Raw genomic sequence first — 18,578 nt, 5'->3', positions numbered from 1 at the left:
AATGAGGTATAAGTGATGCAGGAATTTCCCGAAATTGGTATTTTACATCGTCGTAAAATCGAAGCCGAAATAATCAAGCCAATCTATGAAATATTAATAAGAAATTACGGTAAAGAGGCAGCTAAAGCTGTTATTGAAGAAGCTGTTGCAAAAGCAGCTATTGACGCAGGAAAGGAGTTTGCTGCTAAAGAACCCAATGGTACTAGTGTTGAAAGTTTTGTAGCATTACAACATCTTTGGGAACAAGATGATGCATTAACAATCACTGTTGTTGAGAGTAGCCATGAAAAGTATGATTATAATGTACATCGCTGTAAATATGCCGAAATGTATAAAGAAATGGGCTTAGCTGAAATCGGTTTTCTATTATCGTGTAACCGTGATAGTAAATTCATAGAAGGTTATGCACCACAAGTTAATTTAGACCGTCCTCATACAATTATGATGGGTGATGGTATTTGTGATTTTCGTTACTGTCTGCGAGTTAAAAATGATGAATAATATACAGCCCCAAATTAATATAAAACGTCTTGAAAAGTTATTAGATGATTTTGCAAAAATCGGTAGAACGGATAATGGTGGAGTGAGTCGTTTAACATTAACAATGTTAGATAAACAAGCACGTGATTTATTAATTCAAATTAGTCAATCTGCTGACTTCAAAGTACGCATTGATGCAATTGGAAACATCTTCATACGCAGAGATGGTCTAAAGGACTTACCCGTTGTTATGACAGGCTCTCATGGTGATAGTCAACCAAAAGGGGGGCGTTATGACGGCATTTATGGCGTATTAGCTGGTTTGGAAGTGCTATTAACATTGAATGATTTTAATATTAAGACCAATCATCCCATTGAACTAGTCATGTGGACGAATGAGGAGGGGTCACGTTTTGCACCTGCCATGATGGGTTCCGCTGTTTTTACGGGAAAACTAAAACTTGAAGACGCTTATGTAATTAAAGATCAACAAGGAATTACAGTAAAACAAGCTTTACAAAAAATAGGCTATTTGGGAAGTGATAATACTGAAAATTATTCTATTAAAGCTATTATCGAGGCTCATATTGAGCAGGGGTCTATATTGGAACTCGAAAATAAAACTATTGGTATTGTTAAAGGTGCATTTGCCCAACGTTGGTACGAAGTAAATTTGACTGGTTTGGCTGCTCATGCAGGAACTACACCCGTCAATATGCGCCAAGATGCAGTTGTCGGCTTATCTGAATGTGTCACCGCTTTGAATCAATTAGCTTTGAATTCAGATAGTAAAGATATTCGCTTAACGGTTGGTATGATAACGGTTAGTCCTAATTCTCGTAATGTTGTTGCTGGACATTGCTTTTTTACTATTGATTTACGACATTATGATTCAGATTTGTTGGAAAGTTTTGAAACACAAATGTACGCTTTATTATCTGAAATAACAAAAAAATTAAATTTAAAACTTGAAATCAAAAAAATACTGAGTATGCCTGCCATACATTTCGATCCCGCCTGTATAAACGCTGTAAAAAATGCAACGGTAAAAAATAATTATTCTGCCATTGAGATGATTTCAGGAGCAGGTCATGATGCATGTCATTTAAGTACAGTCGCTCCGACTTCAATGATATTTATTCCTTGTATTAAAGGGATAAGTCATAATGAAGCGGAATCAATAACAACATTATGGTGTAAAGCTGGAGCGGATGTTTTACTTGATACATTACTATACTTAACGCAATAATTTATTTAATTATTTTAAATATAGCAATGGGAATTTTTAGACAATACTAATTTATCAGTTGCCATAATAAAATATGAAAAAAATTGTTTCATTACTCTTAATCAATAGGTTGTTTATCAATAATGGTTATACAACAAACATAAAAGCCTATTGCCAAGCAAATTATGGAAAATCTGCCTGTTATATTCTAGCAACTTAATGCTGGTTTGTATTAAAATGGATTTAACTTACTAATTTAAATTAACTATTTATCCAGTAAAAAATTAACTAATGCTGAGTAATTGGGTATTTATATAATATGTAATTAATATATGGATTAGTATAAATTGGATTTGTCTAGGAAAGAAATTGATGAAAAAGATTATAACGATAAAGTTGTTTTTAGTAGTTTCTACATTGGTTTTCATTATCACGAGTTTGATGGGGTATTTTAACAACGCTTTTATACCCGAATCTGTTTCTTATTTGAAACTCATCTCATTGATCATTATTTTGGTTTGTTTGGTTGGTTTCATTAACATACGGCTGTTTCATGATAAATGGTTACTTAAAAAAATGGTCAAACCGAAAGTAATAAAAACGGTTCAACATAATGAGAAAAGTTATGAATTTTTGGATTATAGGATGAATCAAGGTGTTGCTCTTATTTGGGAAAGTGATGCAATATTTGCAAATTTTAATTTACCAGGTAATAGCAAAAATTTTAGTGGTTATATAAAACAATTAATTCTAAAAGAGGATGGTAACTTTTATCTGTCTGTTGCAAATGGTCATAAAATTGAACAAATTGCATTTAATGAACTCACATCGACGATTCAAATTACGATTAATGCAACACATTATAGTTTCAAATCCTTATGTAAGGATGTGTTAAAGTTAGAATTAGATAAAATATTTAAATTTGCTGATCATGTTCGAAAACAAGTATCTCTCAATGAAAAATATATTTTTACATTTGATCCTCCGACAAAAGTCTTCTTACCCATAAATAACAACAACGAACTATTTGAAATCGAAAAATACTATATTTTTCATAATAATGATAAAGCAATCTTAATGAAAAACGTATCAAAACAGAAAAGAACTTTAGCACCAATTGAGAATATTAAATGTAAAATAGAGTTTGAAAACGGTGAAAAAATTGATATTAAAAAATGGTTAGAGTATTTGTGTGATACAACCGATATTAATTAAAAATACTTTGCAGTTATTGAAGTAATAATTAAATATAGGCTAATCATTAAGAGGTAAGAAATCAGGTTTATTATTCAATAAACAGTTATTTAAATTTTTTTGTTAAATAATCTAGTACAAAAAGGCAATATAAATAGCGAGATATCTGTATTGCCATTTTTACTAGATTGGTTTTATTTCATTAATGCATTTATCTCTTCTCTGACAAGAGGAACCGTTAATCCTACAATAATTTGTATAGATTTGCCTTTGTTTACGATATTTATTGCACCATTACTTTGAAAATATTCGACGTCATACACTAATTCTGGATTGTTAATTTGAACACGAAGCCGAGTTGCACAATTAGTTAAATGTGAAATATTATCTTTTCCTCCTAAACCTTCAAGAAAAGCTATCGCTTTCTGTCTAATTTCATCATTTTGTTTTTCTTCCTCATCTGTTTGGGTATTCATTGTTGAGTTATGTTTACTATTTTTATAATCAGCTTTAGTAAACAATTTTATATTGGTATCTGCGCGTCCCGGAGTCATTAAATTAAATTTGATGATTAGAAATTTAAATACAAAATAGTAAATTACGGTAAATGTCAACCCAATCACAATTTGAATAACATAAGTAACCCAATGATTCGCACCTAATGGTAACCAATTTTGGAAGATGAAATCGATCACACCTAAATAGAAATTTCCGGATACACCAAACATAAACATGATTGTTGCCATTGTTGCTGCTAAAAGAGCATGAGCTAAAAATAGCATTGGTGCAATAAATAAAAACGTAAACTCAATAGGTTCAGTAATACCGGTCAAAACTGCAGTGATTGTTGCGCCAATTAATAATCCAAAAACCATTTTTTTATTTTCAGGTTTGGCGGTTGAATAAATCGCCATTGAGATGCCAGTGCAACCAAATACCTTTCCCATACCAATAAGCATAAATCCGCCTTGAGGGAAAAGTTCTGTTAATGATTTAGTGCTATCTGCAAATTCTGAAATGTGTGAAATCCAATAATTTACAGTCCCGCCATCAGTAACAATTGGACCGAAGTAAATTGGACCATAGACAAAATGATGCAAACCCGTTGGTATTAAAATTCGCTCTAAAAAAGTAAATAGCCAAACACCAATAGCTCCAGAATTTAAAATAATAACTTGAAGGCTTTGTATTCCACTTTGGATCGGTGGCCAAACAATAACGGTTAATATAGCTAGTATTAGCATTAAAGGAAAACTAAGAATGACAATAATTGGGGTTCCAGTAAATACATTTGCCCACTCTGGTAACCGTAAATCATAAAAGCGATTATGGAGCCAAACGGTGAAACTTGCAGTTAAAATTGAGCCAACGATTGACGTATCTAAAGTTAAAACTCCACAAATTTGAATTAATCCAGCTTGTCCTATTTGATAATTTATCCCTAATTGTTCACTCCATACATCAATAATCCCGCCAATAAAATAGTTGAATGTTAGATATGAAATAAAAGCTGCAAGTACTGCACGCCCTGACGCTTTTTTGGCTAAAGCAATAGGTAAACCTAGAGCGAAAAGCATTGGCATATTTTGAAATAAAACCATCGATGCCTTTTGTAGTATGCCAAGAATTTTTACATATGTAGAACCCTCTGTAGCGAATGGAAACAAATGGGGATTAAGTAAAACAACGGTTAAACCTAATAAAATACCAGCAGCAGGAAATAATAAAACCGGAACAAACATTGCTGCACCAAAGCGTTGAATTGTATTTCTCATATAGACATTAATCCTTTAACAAATTGATTAATATTTATTTTAATTTATTGATAACTTATGCTAACACTAAGGTTTGATAGCAAACCTAGTGTTATTTGTTTCAATTAAATTAATTATTTAAAAAATTGCGGTAGATATTTTCTGTTTTCGTTTAATATTTCTTCGACGATTGTCTTCGCTTTAGGTACATTAACCACTGTTCTATTTAGTGTTAATGCATTAATAAGTTTTTGCTTCGAACCCTCATACCAAGCATCAACGACAAGTTTTTCATAACCTAATTGAATTTCTATCATTGCTTTTTGGAATGTTGGAATATTACCGATAGTAAACGATTTAGGTCCATCAGAGGTGAGCATGCATGGTATTTCTACCATTGCATCATCTTGAATGTTATTAATAGCGCCATTGTTGGGAACAATGACAAGGTAGATATCGCCTTTGTTGTACGCTAAAGATGACGCTACGCGGATCATATACCGACCATGTATATCATCATGAAGATCTTCCCCTTGAATTGAATTTTTTTCAATGATGCGACGGCACATTTCAAATACTTGTTTTTCCCGTCCATTAATAACCTGACGAGCTCGAGTATTATTGATATCCTCTTTACTAACCATTTTTTCCGGATACAAATAATATTGTAAATAAGTGTTTGGTAGGAATTCTGGATTATCCCTTAACATTATTTCCATATTCTTGAAAGTTGCTTGCCAAGAAGGGTCATTAGCAATAATCGAATCAACGGCACTAATACCCTCTTTTAAGATAATGTCTTTAATCTTTTGAGTAAGATCTTCTCCCTGTTTATTTTTTATTTTTGTGAACCAACCATAATGATTAAGACCAAAATATTCAGGTACAAAATCCCAAATTTGACAGCCAAGTAATTTGGCATAACTTACCATTATAGCCGCAGGCATATCACAGATATTTAAAATTCGTTTGTCATCAGGAAATTCTCTATTTAAAGCTTCGGCAACAATAGCGGCAGGGTTAGTATAGTTTAAGATCCAAGCCTCTTTTTGATAACATCGGATTTCACGAATAAGATCTATCATGTCACCAATAGAACGTAGGCCATAAGCCATTCCACCTGCGCCACAGGTTTCTTGACCTACGCACTGATGCGAAAGAGGAATTTGCTCATCACGTTCCCGCATTTTCAATCCACCCGTTCGGATTTGCATAAAAAAGAAATCGGATTTTTCAAAAGCCACTTTTCTATCTGTGGTATAGATAAATTCTTCAATTTCTGGATAAAGTTCCTGAAACATTATTTTTGTTGCTTTAGCATTTAATTCTTGACGTGGTGCATCAATATCATAGAAAACAACTCGTTTTAAAGGAAAGTTATCTTTTTCAGTAATCAGACTTCTCATAATACCTAACGTATAAGTGCTTCCCGCCCCAACAACAGTTAAATTTATCTTTTTCATAGTTTTTCCTAATTGTATTGTTGACTAAAAAAACAAATAAAGTACAAATATGTTAGCAATAAGTATTATTTAAAATAATACTTATTTAATACAAATGTGAAAATGATCACAAAATATTTTTAACCTCTATTTGCTAATTAAATGATAAAATGACATAAATTTAATTTGTTGAGACTTTAAATGGCAAAACCACTATACCGACAAATAGCTGAAACTTTTGAACAAAAAATTTATTCTGGTGAATTGGACTTAGAAGATGTGTTACCTACAGAGCAGGCTTTACAAGATCTTTATAAAGTCAGTCGTGTGACTGTTCGCAAAGCGCTTGAGCAATTAGAAAATCTTGGATTAGTAGAGAGAATCAAAGGAAGTGGGACTTATGTAAAATACAATTCAGCCAAGCATGATGCGATTCAATTGAAAGGATTTGATGAAAATATTACTTCGTTAGGTCGAATAGCGGGCACAAAAGTAATACATTTTCAATTAGAACAAGCTTTACCGGCTATTGCTAAACAATTAAAAATAGAAGTTGGAGCGTCAATATTTTCAATAATACGTATAAGAACAATTGATGATGAGCCAGAAATTTTAGAACAAAGCTATATGCCACTCTCATTATTTCCTGATTTAAGCGTTAAAGTCATGCAATCATCAAAGTACTACTATGTTGAGCACCAGAAAGGCTATCAAATATCCCATAGTAAGCAAGATGTAAAACCCGTTTTGGCGACAAATATCGTTGCTAAACATTTAAATATTGATACAAACCATCCAATATTACGGCTTCGCTCAGTAAGTGAATTAAAGACTGGGGAAAGGTTTGAATACAGTATTCAATATTTAAGAGGATTTCAGTATCGATTCGAATACATTGCCCGTAGGGGATTAGGTTAGCTTTTAATTATGAAAGATAAAAATCCTAATATTATTGTAAACTGTAAAAATATCGTATATTTTATAGTCTAAAAAAATTTAGAGCGTTAGTGCTCCATTAGTTAATCGCTTTTTTATAATTTCAAGTTCTCCATAGTTAATTCGTTGTTGTTTAATCATAAATTAGGTAATAGGAGTAAATAATGAAAAAAAATGTAAGCGTTAAAAAACTGACAATATTGATTTCTGCACTCTATTGTTCTCTATTTTTTTCATCATCATTCGCTTTTCAAAAAGGCTCAACTGAAGATTTTTTAGGTCATGAAATAGGGATTACTTATCATACTGCTGAGCAAGCTGTAAGTAGTAAAGCCTATTTGCCAATCTATCCAAAAGAAGGTACTCCTGAATTTGAAGCAGACAAAATTGCTTATCTTCATGGGTATAACCTTAAAGGAACAGAACGTTGGAAACAGGCAACCACAGATGCTGACTTACATACCCCAAACGTTGCTAAAATTTTTTCTGCTCCTTTAGGTATCACAATTTCACCTGAAACAACTCCGACTCTATATAAAATGCTAGGCGATCTTCTGGTGGATTCAGCGGATAATGCGACTAAAACAGCGAAAGAAGCATATAATAGAGAGCGTCCATTTGTCTACTTCGGTAATCATACCTGTCAACCTGAAGATGAAGAAGAACGTTTACGTCAGAATGGATCGTTTCCGTCAGGCCATACTTCTTACGGGTGGACTTTAGCATTAGTTCTTGCTCAAATAGCTCCATCACACGCTGAAGCAATTATAAAACGTGGATATGAATTTGGTCAGAGTCGTATGATCTGTGGTGCTCATTGGCAAAGTGATGTGGATGCAGGACGACTTGTGGGTGCGGTTGAATATTCTCGCTTACTTACTATTCCCAAATTTCAAGAAGATCTTAAAAAAGCAACAGAAGAAGTTCAAAATCAACTTAATTTAGTTAATAAATAAAGATGAATGATATGAATTTTTATCATTCTATATAATGATTAGGGAAAATAATGAAAAATTATTTTCCCTAATAGGTTAAAAAATAATTACCGAACAAAGAATTAAAAATTAACTAATATGTATTAACTATATGATTTATGGTTATTTTTAATAAGACTATTAATATCCCATTTTTGTATAACTCTTTTTATATAATTCTATATTATTTATTTAAAAATAAGGTTGAGTTATCCATTCCCAAAAAATAAAAGTGCTATCTATGAGGTGATAATACAATTTATAGAAGCGTATCCGCACCATCATTGTATAAATTTCACTCAAAATATTGAGGCTAATTTAAAAAAGTAAAATAATCAGATAAAAATGGTTGCAAATTATTATAAAACAGGTAGTTTATACATTACATTTGGTTATTTTTTGTAAACTTTTGTAAGTTACTAATTGAATCAATATCAGTAGAATTACTCCAGTTATAATGATAATCATGATGTCAAATCAAAATTCTAAAAAACTCAATATTAAAAAAATATAGAAATATTAATCATTACAAAATAATGTAGGGATTATAAAAGGAGAAAGGTATGAAAAATGAATCATTCGAATTCATTAAACAGTTGCATGAAAATTTTATTTACAATCATTATACTTTAACAGTTGATGAGATATATTTAATTATTTCTTTATTAATTGTTGTTCATAATGAACAATCAAACCATTACAGGTATAATGCCACCATTTTTTTCAGTATATTTAATATGTTATCTAATAATTCTCAATTCCTTTATACAAATAAAACGTTTTATATGTAATATAATAAGATATTGACTAATGCAATGTCACATAAAAAGATAGGATAAACTAATGAACGATAAATTGCAGAAACTCTTAGATGAATATAAACTAAACTATGATAAATTTGGTTTCGGTCATTATTTGGACTTTGATCACACCGAAAGTGCTTTAAAAGTCGGTTTAGTAGGATGCTTTTATTTAGATAAATCTTATAAATCTGAAAAGCGTCAAGCAATTAACCAAGTCCTCGCATTATATGATAAAAATTGGGGTGACCACCTCACTCATGGCTTTGGGGATGGTGATCCCAATACTCTATATCGTTATCAAAATATCAGTTTAGCTCAAAAAATAATACTTAATAACGGATTTTGTTTAGATACTTTAAGTTTTTATTGGAGTAATGTAGATAAACTATATCTAATCCCTGATTATTTAATTAAAGTTTTATCAAGAGCAGAATCTGTTGAAAAAGAATATAACACAGTGAGTTATTTACAATTTTACTTGCCAATTTATGAATTAAAATATTTTGGTGTTGATAAAATGGTAGAATTCATCCGACAAGTCAGCCAAATTTTAAAACCTATGCATGGTTTTTTTGGTTTAGGTATAAGACAACGTTATAAATATTATGATTATCAATATTTAGAAGGTGAGTTAGCGCGTAAATATTTAGGTTTAGATATTTCCACTGATGAAGAAGATATACATTTTAGAGACGGATTTAAAAGTATTAACTGGCTAACTATTCTTAGTGAAGAGCTTTTTACTGAAAAATTAGGTAGTCTCGATGACGTTAAACAAAAAAATAGTGATGAAAGCGTTATTTTTCATCCCTACGATGGGGGAGTCGTTGTTCAGGCTGGTGAAGTACCAGAATTTTGTGATATTGGTCGTAACCCTTATCCTGAACATTATGTTAATGCTAATGCTTTATTAAAACAAGCACGAGCTCCAATGATTGCTTCATTTGGTTTTACATCCAATAACGGTAAAATTCAAGATAGCCAAACTTCTAAAGAATGGCAATCTCGTTTTGACGATGTAACTCCAACGGATCTTCCTCCAGAGGAATCTGAAGAAGAGGAAAGTGTTGGGATAAATGAAACTTGAGATGTGTCTATTAAAGTATGTTTTATCCCAATAATTAGGCTTTTTTAAACTAAATTATAAAATACCTGATCTTTTACCATTAACATTAGTTTTTTCGACTATTGTTGAAAAGTTTTAGATCGGGTATGTATTTTGATTTAAATCTATTTTATATAAAAAAATGGTTAATTTTAAATTGTAGTTTTATTTTATAAAAAAGCTTTATGCTAAAAATAGAGTTTATAAAAAAATCGTTTTAGATACTAATATTAGATGTAAGATTATTGCACAACACAACACAACACAACACAACACAACACAACACAACACAACACAACACAAACTTGAAAAGTTTAAAAAATCTGAATGTTTCCAATCATACATAACTTTTCATTGATATCAGAAAATTTAACTCAATTAAAAAGACGAAATGGTATAGACTCCTGAATATTTTTTACATAGTAAATTATAACCCAATAATATAATTAGATTATTTAAATTAACTTTAACCCAATTATTTAATCACACTAAAATCCTGTTTATAGCCTAATTGATCGCTTTATAAAGCCACTATTTTTGATATTTGAAAAATCAGTTATTTTGTCAAAAAGTTTCAGGTTATGGCTATGTTTGAGTAAAAATCAATTTTTAGGCCTAATGATTTAAAAAACACTCTACAAAATACTTATGCAGAATACATAAAATCCAAATTCTATCTACAATTCACAATGATCATTCTTTCTTTGAATTTAAAATTGGCGTGATTTTATGATGAAATGGTATAGACTCCTGAATATTTTTTACAAAATTAATCATAACTTATTTATATAATTAAATTTTTAAATATCTTTAACTCAATTATTTAATTACTTAAAAATTTTATTGTTATTTTTAAAGAGAAATTTTTTTGTAATTGGTGGTTAGTTATTTATGCCAAAAGGTTTCAGGTTATAGCTATGTTTGAGTAAAAATGATTTTCTAGTTACAAATCTCAATAAAAATTCGGTGCAAAATATTTAATAAAAAATCAGCAAAATCCAAGTTCTGTTAATCCTTGTTTGATCATGTTTAAGTAACAAATCTTTAATGATTTGTTATAAATATAATTAATAATATCAGTAAGTTATATGTGTAATTAAACTTAAAGAAATATTAAAAAAAGATTGCAAAAAACGTAAAAAAGCGTATTTTATATGCTCTTTAGATTATTTTTTTAACGTAACGTCATAAAAATATTTAACTAATAATGGTAAATCATTAAAATAATCAATTTTTTAGTAAAAAATAATATTAAATAAATATTAATAATAAATAGTTCAATAAAACAAAGTTTTATTTGCAGCGCACATGAAATATATCGAGGATAGCATGGATAAAGGATTAACCAATTTGGTGAATCAATTGGGTAATGGTTTAAGTCAAGGTTTAAAGCAAGGTTTAGTTAACGGAGTCGGTCATAATCGTTATACGTTAAATATTGATGGTTTATCTGCTGAGGTTTCAATCCTACAGGTTGAGGGTAATGAGCAACTTAATCAGCCTTGGCACTATACGATTACTTTCACCAGCTCGGATAAACAACTTTCTGTTGAATCCTTTCTTAACCAAAATGCCCGTTTGAGTTTTAATCCTGCTAATTCTAGCAGTTTAAGCGACTTTGCAACTCAAGGACTTAATGCACTTAATTCCTTAACTTCGGCTAATCCATTAGATGCATTAAAACAATCCAATCCACTTGATTCACTTAATTCTTTAACCCAATTTAATCCACTTAATCCGTTAAATTCACTATTATCTCAAGGTAGCTCACGCACTCTTTATGGTGTGATTACCCAGTTCAGTCAATTATCAGTCAGTAACGATGAAGCCCGTTATCAGGTTGTCTTATCCTCGCAATTAGCCAAACTGGCATTAAGTCATAACTGTGCTATTTTTCAGAATCAAAGCGTTATCAGTGTGGTTGAAGAGGTCTTGCGTGGTCATGGTTATACCGGGATTGATTATCGTTTAGCACTTAAAGAGCAATATCCTGAGCGTGAATTTATCACCCAGTGGCAGGAGAGTGACCTTGAGTTTATTCAAAGACTGCTTGCTGATGTGGGGGTCTATTTCCGGTTTGAAACGCATGGTGAACACAACTGTGATGTGATGGTCATCAGTGATTATGAACAAGGTTATCAGCAGGTGGCTGATATTGTGTACAAACAACCGAGTGGCACACTGGATAACGGCGTTGAAAGTGTCTGGGATATAACCTTACACAGTCAGATGGTGGAATCTTCGGTACAAGTACAAGATTATAACTACCGCGATGCACAGGCGAATTTATTGGGTGAAGTTAACAGCCAACAGAAAGATAATACCACTTATGGCACTGATTACCGTTATGATGAGCATTATAAAGGGTTAAATAGCAATGGTGACAGCAATAATGGAATTGATAGTGACATCAATAATAATGATGATGATAATGAAAATAGTGGTGATATCGATACCGACGACAGTAATGGCAATAATAACGATAATAGCAGTGATATTAGCACTCATTCTGGTAATGCGAGTAATGGTGTTGAAAGTGGTGAATGGTATGCTCGCATTCGCCATGAACACGCCATTAGCCGTCAAATTGTTATCCGGGGTAAAAGCAATCAGGCCAATTTAGCTCCGGGTCAACATATCCGCATCAAAGGCAGTGCGATTGCCGGAATAGATGAAGGGATAATGATATTAACGGTGCAAGGTCAGGGAAACCGCAGTGAGGCTTATGAACTGAGTTTTACCGCTATTCCTTACCAGCCATTAAAACCTTACCGCCCGGAGCCGATTCCTTTTCCGACTATTGACGGCACTTTACCGGCACGGGTAACCAGTCCGAATAATGACACCTATGGTTATATTGATACACAAGGGCGCTATCGGGTTAAATTTAACTTTGATTTAAAAGAGTGGCGAAACGGTGAAGAGAGCTTATGGTTAAGACTGGCTAAACCGTATGCGGGCAGTACCTATGGTTTTCACTTTCCACTGATTGACGGCACAGAAGTTGCGGTAGCGTTTACTAACGGTAATCCGGACCGACCTTATATTGCACATGCGATGCATGACAGTCAACACCCTGACCATGTGACCGCCATAAACAAACACCGAAATGTAATTCGTACTCCTGCTAACAACAAACTGCGGATGGATGATAAGCGCGGACAAGAGCACATCAAGTTAGCGACCGAATACGGTAAAACCCAGCTTAACATCGGGCATTTAGTTGACCAAAACAAAGAGCAGCGAGGTGAGGGATTTGAACTGCGCACCGATGAGTGGGGAGCAATTGCTGCCAATAAAGGTTTATACCTGACCAGTCAGACCGAGCCTAAGGCTCAGGGTAAACAACTTGATATGCAAGGAGCCATTACCCAGCTTGAAAATGCGTTATCAATTGCCAAAGCACTGCAAAATGCAGCAACCTCATCTGAAGCTCATGGCGCAGATACCGACAGTCAAGAGCAACTTAAAGCGACATTAACCCAATTAGCCCAAAGTGGCATTATTGCTTATGCACAAGAAGGTATCGCTTTAACCAGTCCGGAAAACATTCAACTGTCCACTTCAAACAGTGTATCGGTGACCAGTGAAAACCAAACTGACATTAATGCGTTAAAAAACATTACCGTCTCATCCGGTGAATCCATCGGTCTATTTGCCCATAAATCAGGAATGAAAGTCTTTGCCAATCAGGGTGATGTTGAGGTGCAGGCACAAAATGCCAACCTGAATATGGCTGCCAAACAAGATATTAAAATAGACAGTGTCGATGGCAGTGTTGATTTGTCAGCTGCAAAAGAAATCACCTTAATGTGTGGTGGTTCATACATCAAAATCAGCAGTGCAGGCATTGAACTGGGCACTTCTGATAATGTTTATATAAAAAGTAATGCTATGCAGAAAATGGGACCGGCACAAAGAAACATTCAACGGGAATTACCATCGATATGCAATGGTGTACAACAAGATGAAGCAAATAAGCATGCTATTATTGTGGAAAGATAACAATGATTAAAAACATAGCAGAAACAGATATCAGTAATATTATAGCTAAGCAAATGAATCGATTTGGCAAGGTATATTTATTAATTGATCCAAAAATTAACGATGATTTTTTCTTTGAGCATAATTTTGAATTTGAATCAATTGTACCAATTCGAGATAGACAAGATACGGTTTCACAGGATCATGAATGTTTGCAGCTATGTACAATAAGGAAAGGAGTAAGTTATGTTGATCAAGTGATTAGTGAGTTAAAGAATAATCAATCGGCTGCAATTGCTTTAATTATTTCACCGTACAGTGTGAAAAACATACAAAATCATATTAGTAATGCTATGTTTATGTCGTATAAAGCTAAATGTTATTTTTTAAGATTTTATGACCCATATGTCTTAAAACATTTAGTAAATATCTTAAATAAAAAACAATTAAATCAATTATTAGGCGTTACTCAATATTGGTACTATTGGCAAAATAGTTATATCGAATTACATCACAAACCAGAATTAATACTGTCAGATATTGATTATGAAATAACAACAAATCAATGGCAAAAAATTAACATTGCTCAAGCTTATAACGCTTATGAATATCAAATGATGAGACAACAAAATTCTCCTTTGTCAGGGAGTCAACAAAACACTCTAACATTGATTTTAGACTGGATTTATAAGGCCTCATTTAATACGCCAGAACAACAAAAAATGGATTATATTGTTAATCATGTTATGGAAAAATCCGAACCATTTTTTCAGAGAACTTCCTACAATCAATTTTCCAATATGATGAAAAATAGTAATATTCATCAAATTAAAAAATATTTGCAACAATTAGAGCAGGAATAAAATATGGCATCAATAGATGAATTAATTAAATTAATAGCAGCTGCAAAAATTAAGGAGAACGATTCTGGTAGGCGGTGTCCAAAATGTCAAGAAAAAGAAGGCGATTTAATTGTTCTACCAACTCGGTTATCAGTTAGCGGTTATTTAGCTAAAAACCGTATGATAAAAAATAATCTTAAAGCTAATGTAGAAGTCCCTCCTTTACCAGATTTTGCTCAAGAAATGGTGAAAAATTTACCATTAGAACACTCTAATTATTGTATACAAATGCTTAGACAAGGTTATTTATATGTGCTTATTGACTATAAAAATGGTAATAAAGAGTGGCGAGTATTTTCTTCCAGCCCTGAAGGATGTTTAACGGAGTTTGAAAATACTAATACGATACCCTCTATACCACCTAATTATAATTGCAATATAGCTACTGACGGAGCGGATGCTTCATATATTAGTTTTAAAAATAGTAAAGATATCTATAAAATTCATTTTATTTTTAGTCCAAATAAAATAACTAATGAACGGTTAGAGTTTTACCTGACTACTCCAGAATTCGAACTAGAAGGCATGACACCAGAGCAAATACGAAGTGGTCAGAGATCGATAAAAGATGAAGCTTTACTTTCAAATATACTAGAGTTTTCAACGGCAATAGAGATTGCCGAACAAGAGGCTTTTTTGCGTAGTAAATTGCCTTATGAATTTAAACTTGGAGAACGGGATAATGCTAACAAACAACTTCAATTAACTCATTACATATATACAAATCGCGCCACTTTTTTTGATAAAGATATTCAGAAATATTATGGTCGTTATTTATCACTCTGTAAAAAATTAAATGCTCGCAAAGGTGCTGCAATTGTAGTTAATGATGCGATAGGAATTACACAAAGTTTAAATAATCGTCGTAACGAAGCACTTGAAAAAAGAATGAAACCCTGGATGGAAGCTAAAGATAATGAAGGGATTTCGAATGAACATCGTCTAATTGTTAAAAAACAACTTGATGAATTTAAAAAGTCATTTCATGATCGCCGTATAAAACAGTTAACACAGAGTTACTCGAAATCGGTTGAGCTGCAAAAAAAACAGAATACTAAAGCAATGCAAGGTATTTATATTCCTGAAGGTCTTAAAAACCAAAGTAATAAAATACTTGATAAGAGTGAAGAATGGTATAACGAAAATGTGGAATCTATCTATACAAAAGAGCTAGCAGAGAAAGAGTTTCAAAAAAAATATTGGAGTCGTTTATCACACGAAAAATTTAATAAATTTGAAAATGATTTTAAAGAAAAATCAGAACAAGCTGAAAAACTTGCAGAGCTAAGAACTAAAGACTACATAAAATGGTTAAAATCGGAGCAATTGATTACAGCATTAGATCTTTATGATGAAAGCAAAAAACTCGACGGAATTATGTTTCAATTTCAGATGAGTATGTGCCTACATGGAACAAGCAGTTCGCCAGAAATTACCGATATACTTGACCAATGGTGGAATGCATCGCAAATAACTCGTGATAACTTAGTTATGCGTACATACCTTTTTAACAATAAAAGTTTAATTGATGACATCAATCAATATTTAGATATACAACGATCAATTGCGATAATTGATGCTCCTGAAACAGATGAGACTGATCCCAATGTTAATAAAGCAATTGAACTATTAAATAACCTTACTGAACATATTAACACAGTAGGTTCTATTATAGATCAACTAGCAGAACGAGGATTTCCAATAGCAATATTATCCGTGACATTAACAGATTTAGTAAGAAATTTTTTAAGAATTACCGTATCGAGTGCCGAGGTGCGCCTCCACAATGCTGCGGGGAATCTTATCATAAGTTCGCTTAATCGAACCGCGACTAATATGTATCGTCAGGGTTATAATATTAATCGTGTAAGATTTTCAGCTGTGCCTAATCGAGGGGTTCCGCAACTTGAAAATATTGCACAAGAAAACTTCCGAAATGCTGATTTAGTCAATACTCGTTTTGCTATCGTCTTACTTGGATTTAGCGCTTACGATTCATACCAAAAATTTAAAACAGGTCATATTAATAATATTCGGGAAGTAACCGAATTCCTAACATCTGTAGTGACAAGCATTGCTGCCGCCTTACAGGTATGTATAAGCACAATTGAATATAGCATTGGTAACAAACCAAATTCTAAAATTGGACATGTTACTATTAATGCCTTTGGTCGGTTGTTTTTGTGGTCGGCAAGTATATCTACGATAGCAGGGGGGGTAATGGGGGTATTAGATTTTATAGATGGATATACAGAGGGTAAAGCTGGGAATAGCATTTTAGAAATTTCATATTATGCAAGAGGACTGGCAACATTGGCGCTTAGTATTGGGCAATTTGTAACTGTACTAGGTACGCTTGCACCATGGTTAGATAGGATTGTTAGTTATAGTACAAAACGAACCATTTGGGTGAAAATAGCTGATTTGGGGCTTTCAATTGGACGCTTTGCACTTAGAAGTGCCCTTGTTATAGGGAGAATTGTATTTATGGCTTCATTTATTATACTAATTGTTTCGTTTGTGCTTATTATTACTGATGACAATGCACTTCAAAAATGGTTTGATCGCTGCTGTTTTGGCAAGGAACCAGACCGTAAAAAATTTGCAGATTTAACTGAAGAATTAACAACCTGGAATCAAGCTATTACGGAGACTTTATAGATGTATATTGGTGAATATTTATTATGGTTTGGCAACTCCATAAAAAAAGAGACACGAAAAAAATTAGAAATGAGTTATAGCAGTAGTGATATGAAACTCAGCGAAGTTGAAAAGGATTGGACTAAGGAGTCAGTCAGTAATAACCCAAGAGCCATTGGCCCATACTATGCCTATAACGATCGCTATCTTGAGATTCGTGGTGGAATGTTTGAAAATTTTCGAGGGATTCTCACTTGGATTAGTCTATTAATTTTTTTTATTCCTTTTAGTTCAGGTTATTACTGTATTAATCATATTATAATGTTATATTGTGGTGAAACAGATAAGATAGCTAGTCATATAATAGCTATCATATTCTATTCTATTGTTTTTTTCCCTTCACTTTATTTATGCATCCGCTATTTTCGTTATGTTTATCGATTGGAACTGTTTACCATACGCCATATACGGGTACGGTTTAATCGGGTAACAAGGCAAGTTTATATTCAGCGCCCTAAATATTGCGGCGGTACCGTTGTATTTAAATGGGATCATATTATGCCGGGTAACTTTGGTGATAGTGGTTCGGATATGGATGGCACCAATATGGTGAATTTAATTGTTTTTCATCCTTATAAAACGGGTTTTCCTATTGCTCACTCAGTCGGGATAGGGAAAAATACCTATAAAGGTCAGGACTATAAAGATGAATGGGAATTTATTCGCCGTTATATGGAAGATGGGCCAGAAAATTTACCCAAACCAAGACTTAGCACCCATTTACCAATGCCATTTCATGGATTAGGTGGCCATATCAGCCCGATGATCCACGCAGCACAAAATTCAAAAAGCATAGTGATGTATCTGTTATTAATCCCGGTATTTTTAATACTATTACCCGTTTACACGGCAGGTTATTTTATATCGGAATGTTTATGCTGGCAGCCACGTTGGCCAAAGGTGATTAGGCAAGCAGGTAAAAAAGGCAAACCCATACCCAAAGAAACAACCTTATCAGACTATCCACCTAACGTACAAAAAGGCATTTTAGAGAGTCGATTAGAGTGGTGCGTTTTGGATGAAAAAACCGGAAAATACGTTGATTACGGTAATAGTGATTAAAAAAGGGATGTAAA

At 32.8% G+C, this 18,578-nt stretch carries 12 protein-coding genes; 10 read left to right on the top strand and 2 right to left on the bottom strand.

Annotated features, from left to right (window positions below; genetic code table 11):
- Positions 1-15 precede the first annotated feature (15 nt).
- The 3 genes from H3S73_RS05660 (at position 16) to H3S73_RS05650 (ending at position 2,923) form a co-directional block, all read left to right on the top strand.
- Positions 16-501 (top strand): L-2-amino-thiazoline-4-carboxylic acid hydrolase, encoded by a 486-nt coding sequence (locus tag H3S73_RS05660; RefSeq protein WP_065736976.1) that lies wholly within the window; start codon positions 16-18, stop codon positions 499-501.
- Complete coding sequence (locus tag H3S73_RS05655) at positions 491-1,729, top strand: M20 family metallo-hydrolase (RefSeq protein ID WP_198236893.1); 1,239 nt, start codon at positions 491-493, stop codon at positions 1,727-1,729. Before H3S73_RS05660 ends, H3S73_RS05655 begins: the two co-directional genes overlap by 11 nt.
- A 351-nt stretch (positions 1,730-2,080) precedes the next feature.
- A complete protein-coding gene (locus tag H3S73_RS05650; protein ID WP_198236894.1) occupies positions 2,081-2,923 on the top strand; it encodes a hypothetical protein in 843 nt (280 codons plus the stop codon).
- Positions 2,924-3,096: 173 nt separating this feature from the next.
- Here the strand turns inward: H3S73_RS05650 and H3S73_RS05645 are convergent, their stop codons facing one another.
- On the bottom strand, positions 3,097-4,677 hold the full coding sequence (locus H3S73_RS05645) for an alpha-glucoside-specific PTS transporter subunit IIBC (protein WP_198236895.1): 1,581 nt from the start codon (positions 4,675-4,677) through the stop codon (positions 3,097-3,099).
- A gap of 113 nt (positions 4,678-4,790) precedes the next feature.
- Positions 4,791-6,119, bottom strand: a complete 1,329-nt coding sequence (locus H3S73_RS05640; RefSeq protein ID WP_198236896.1) for a 6-phospho-alpha-glucosidase — start codon at positions 6,117-6,119, stop codon at positions 4,791-4,793.
- A gap of 180 nt (positions 6,120-6,299) precedes the next feature.
- Between H3S73_RS05640 and H3S73_RS05635 the strand changes: the two genes are divergently transcribed.
- From H3S73_RS05635 to H3S73_RS05605, 7 genes are all read left to right on the top strand, one after another.
- The gene (locus H3S73_RS05635; protein ID WP_198236897.1) at positions 6,300-7,016 is read left to right on the top strand and encodes a GntR family transcriptional regulator; all 717 of its coding nucleotides are present in this window, start codon (positions 6,300-6,302) and stop codon (positions 7,014-7,016) included.
- A 182-nt stretch (positions 7,017-7,198) separates the two neighbouring features.
- Positions 7,199-7,990: a phosphatase PAP2 family protein gene (locus H3S73_RS05630; RefSeq protein WP_198236898.1), complete on the top strand. Its 792-nt coding sequence runs from the start codon at positions 7,199-7,201 to the stop codon at positions 7,988-7,990.
- 861 nt (positions 7,991-8,851) lie between these two features.
- Positions 8,852-9,898 carry a type VI immunity family protein gene (locus H3S73_RS05625; protein ID WP_198228989.1) on the top strand — a complete coding sequence of 349 codons (1,047 nt, stop codon included), beginning with the start codon at positions 8,852-8,854 and terminating at the stop codon, positions 9,896-9,898.
- Between the two features lie 1,326 nt (positions 9,899-11,224).
- Entirely contained in the window at positions 11,225-13,921 is a 2,697-nt protein-coding gene (locus H3S73_RS05620; protein WP_198248894.1) for a type VI secretion system Vgr family protein, read from the top strand.
- A 2-nt stretch (positions 13,922-13,923) separates the two neighbouring features.
- Positions 13,924-14,763: a DUF4123 domain-containing protein gene (locus tag H3S73_RS05615; protein WP_198236092.1), complete on the top strand. Its 840-nt coding sequence runs from the start codon at positions 13,924-13,926 to the stop codon at positions 14,761-14,763.
- A 3-nt stretch (positions 14,764-14,766) separates the two neighbouring features.
- Entirely contained in the window at positions 14,767-17,463 is a 2,697-nt protein-coding gene (locus H3S73_RS05610; protein WP_198236091.1) for a T6SS effector BTH_I2691 family protein, read from the top strand.
- Positions 17,464-18,564 (top strand): DUF6708 domain-containing protein, encoded by a 1,101-nt coding sequence (locus H3S73_RS05605; protein ID WP_198236090.1) that lies wholly within the window; start codon positions 17,464-17,466, stop codon positions 18,562-18,564.
- The last annotated feature ends 14 nt before the right edge of the window (positions 18,565-18,578 follow it).

The organism is Gilliamella sp. B14384G12 (assembly GCF_016101825.1).
GTDB lineage: Bacteria > Pseudomonadota > Gammaproteobacteria > Enterobacterales > Orbaceae > Gilliamella > Gilliamella apicola_N.
Note: the sequence above shows the minus strand (reverse complement) of the source record. Positions and strands in the feature narration are given on the sequence as shown.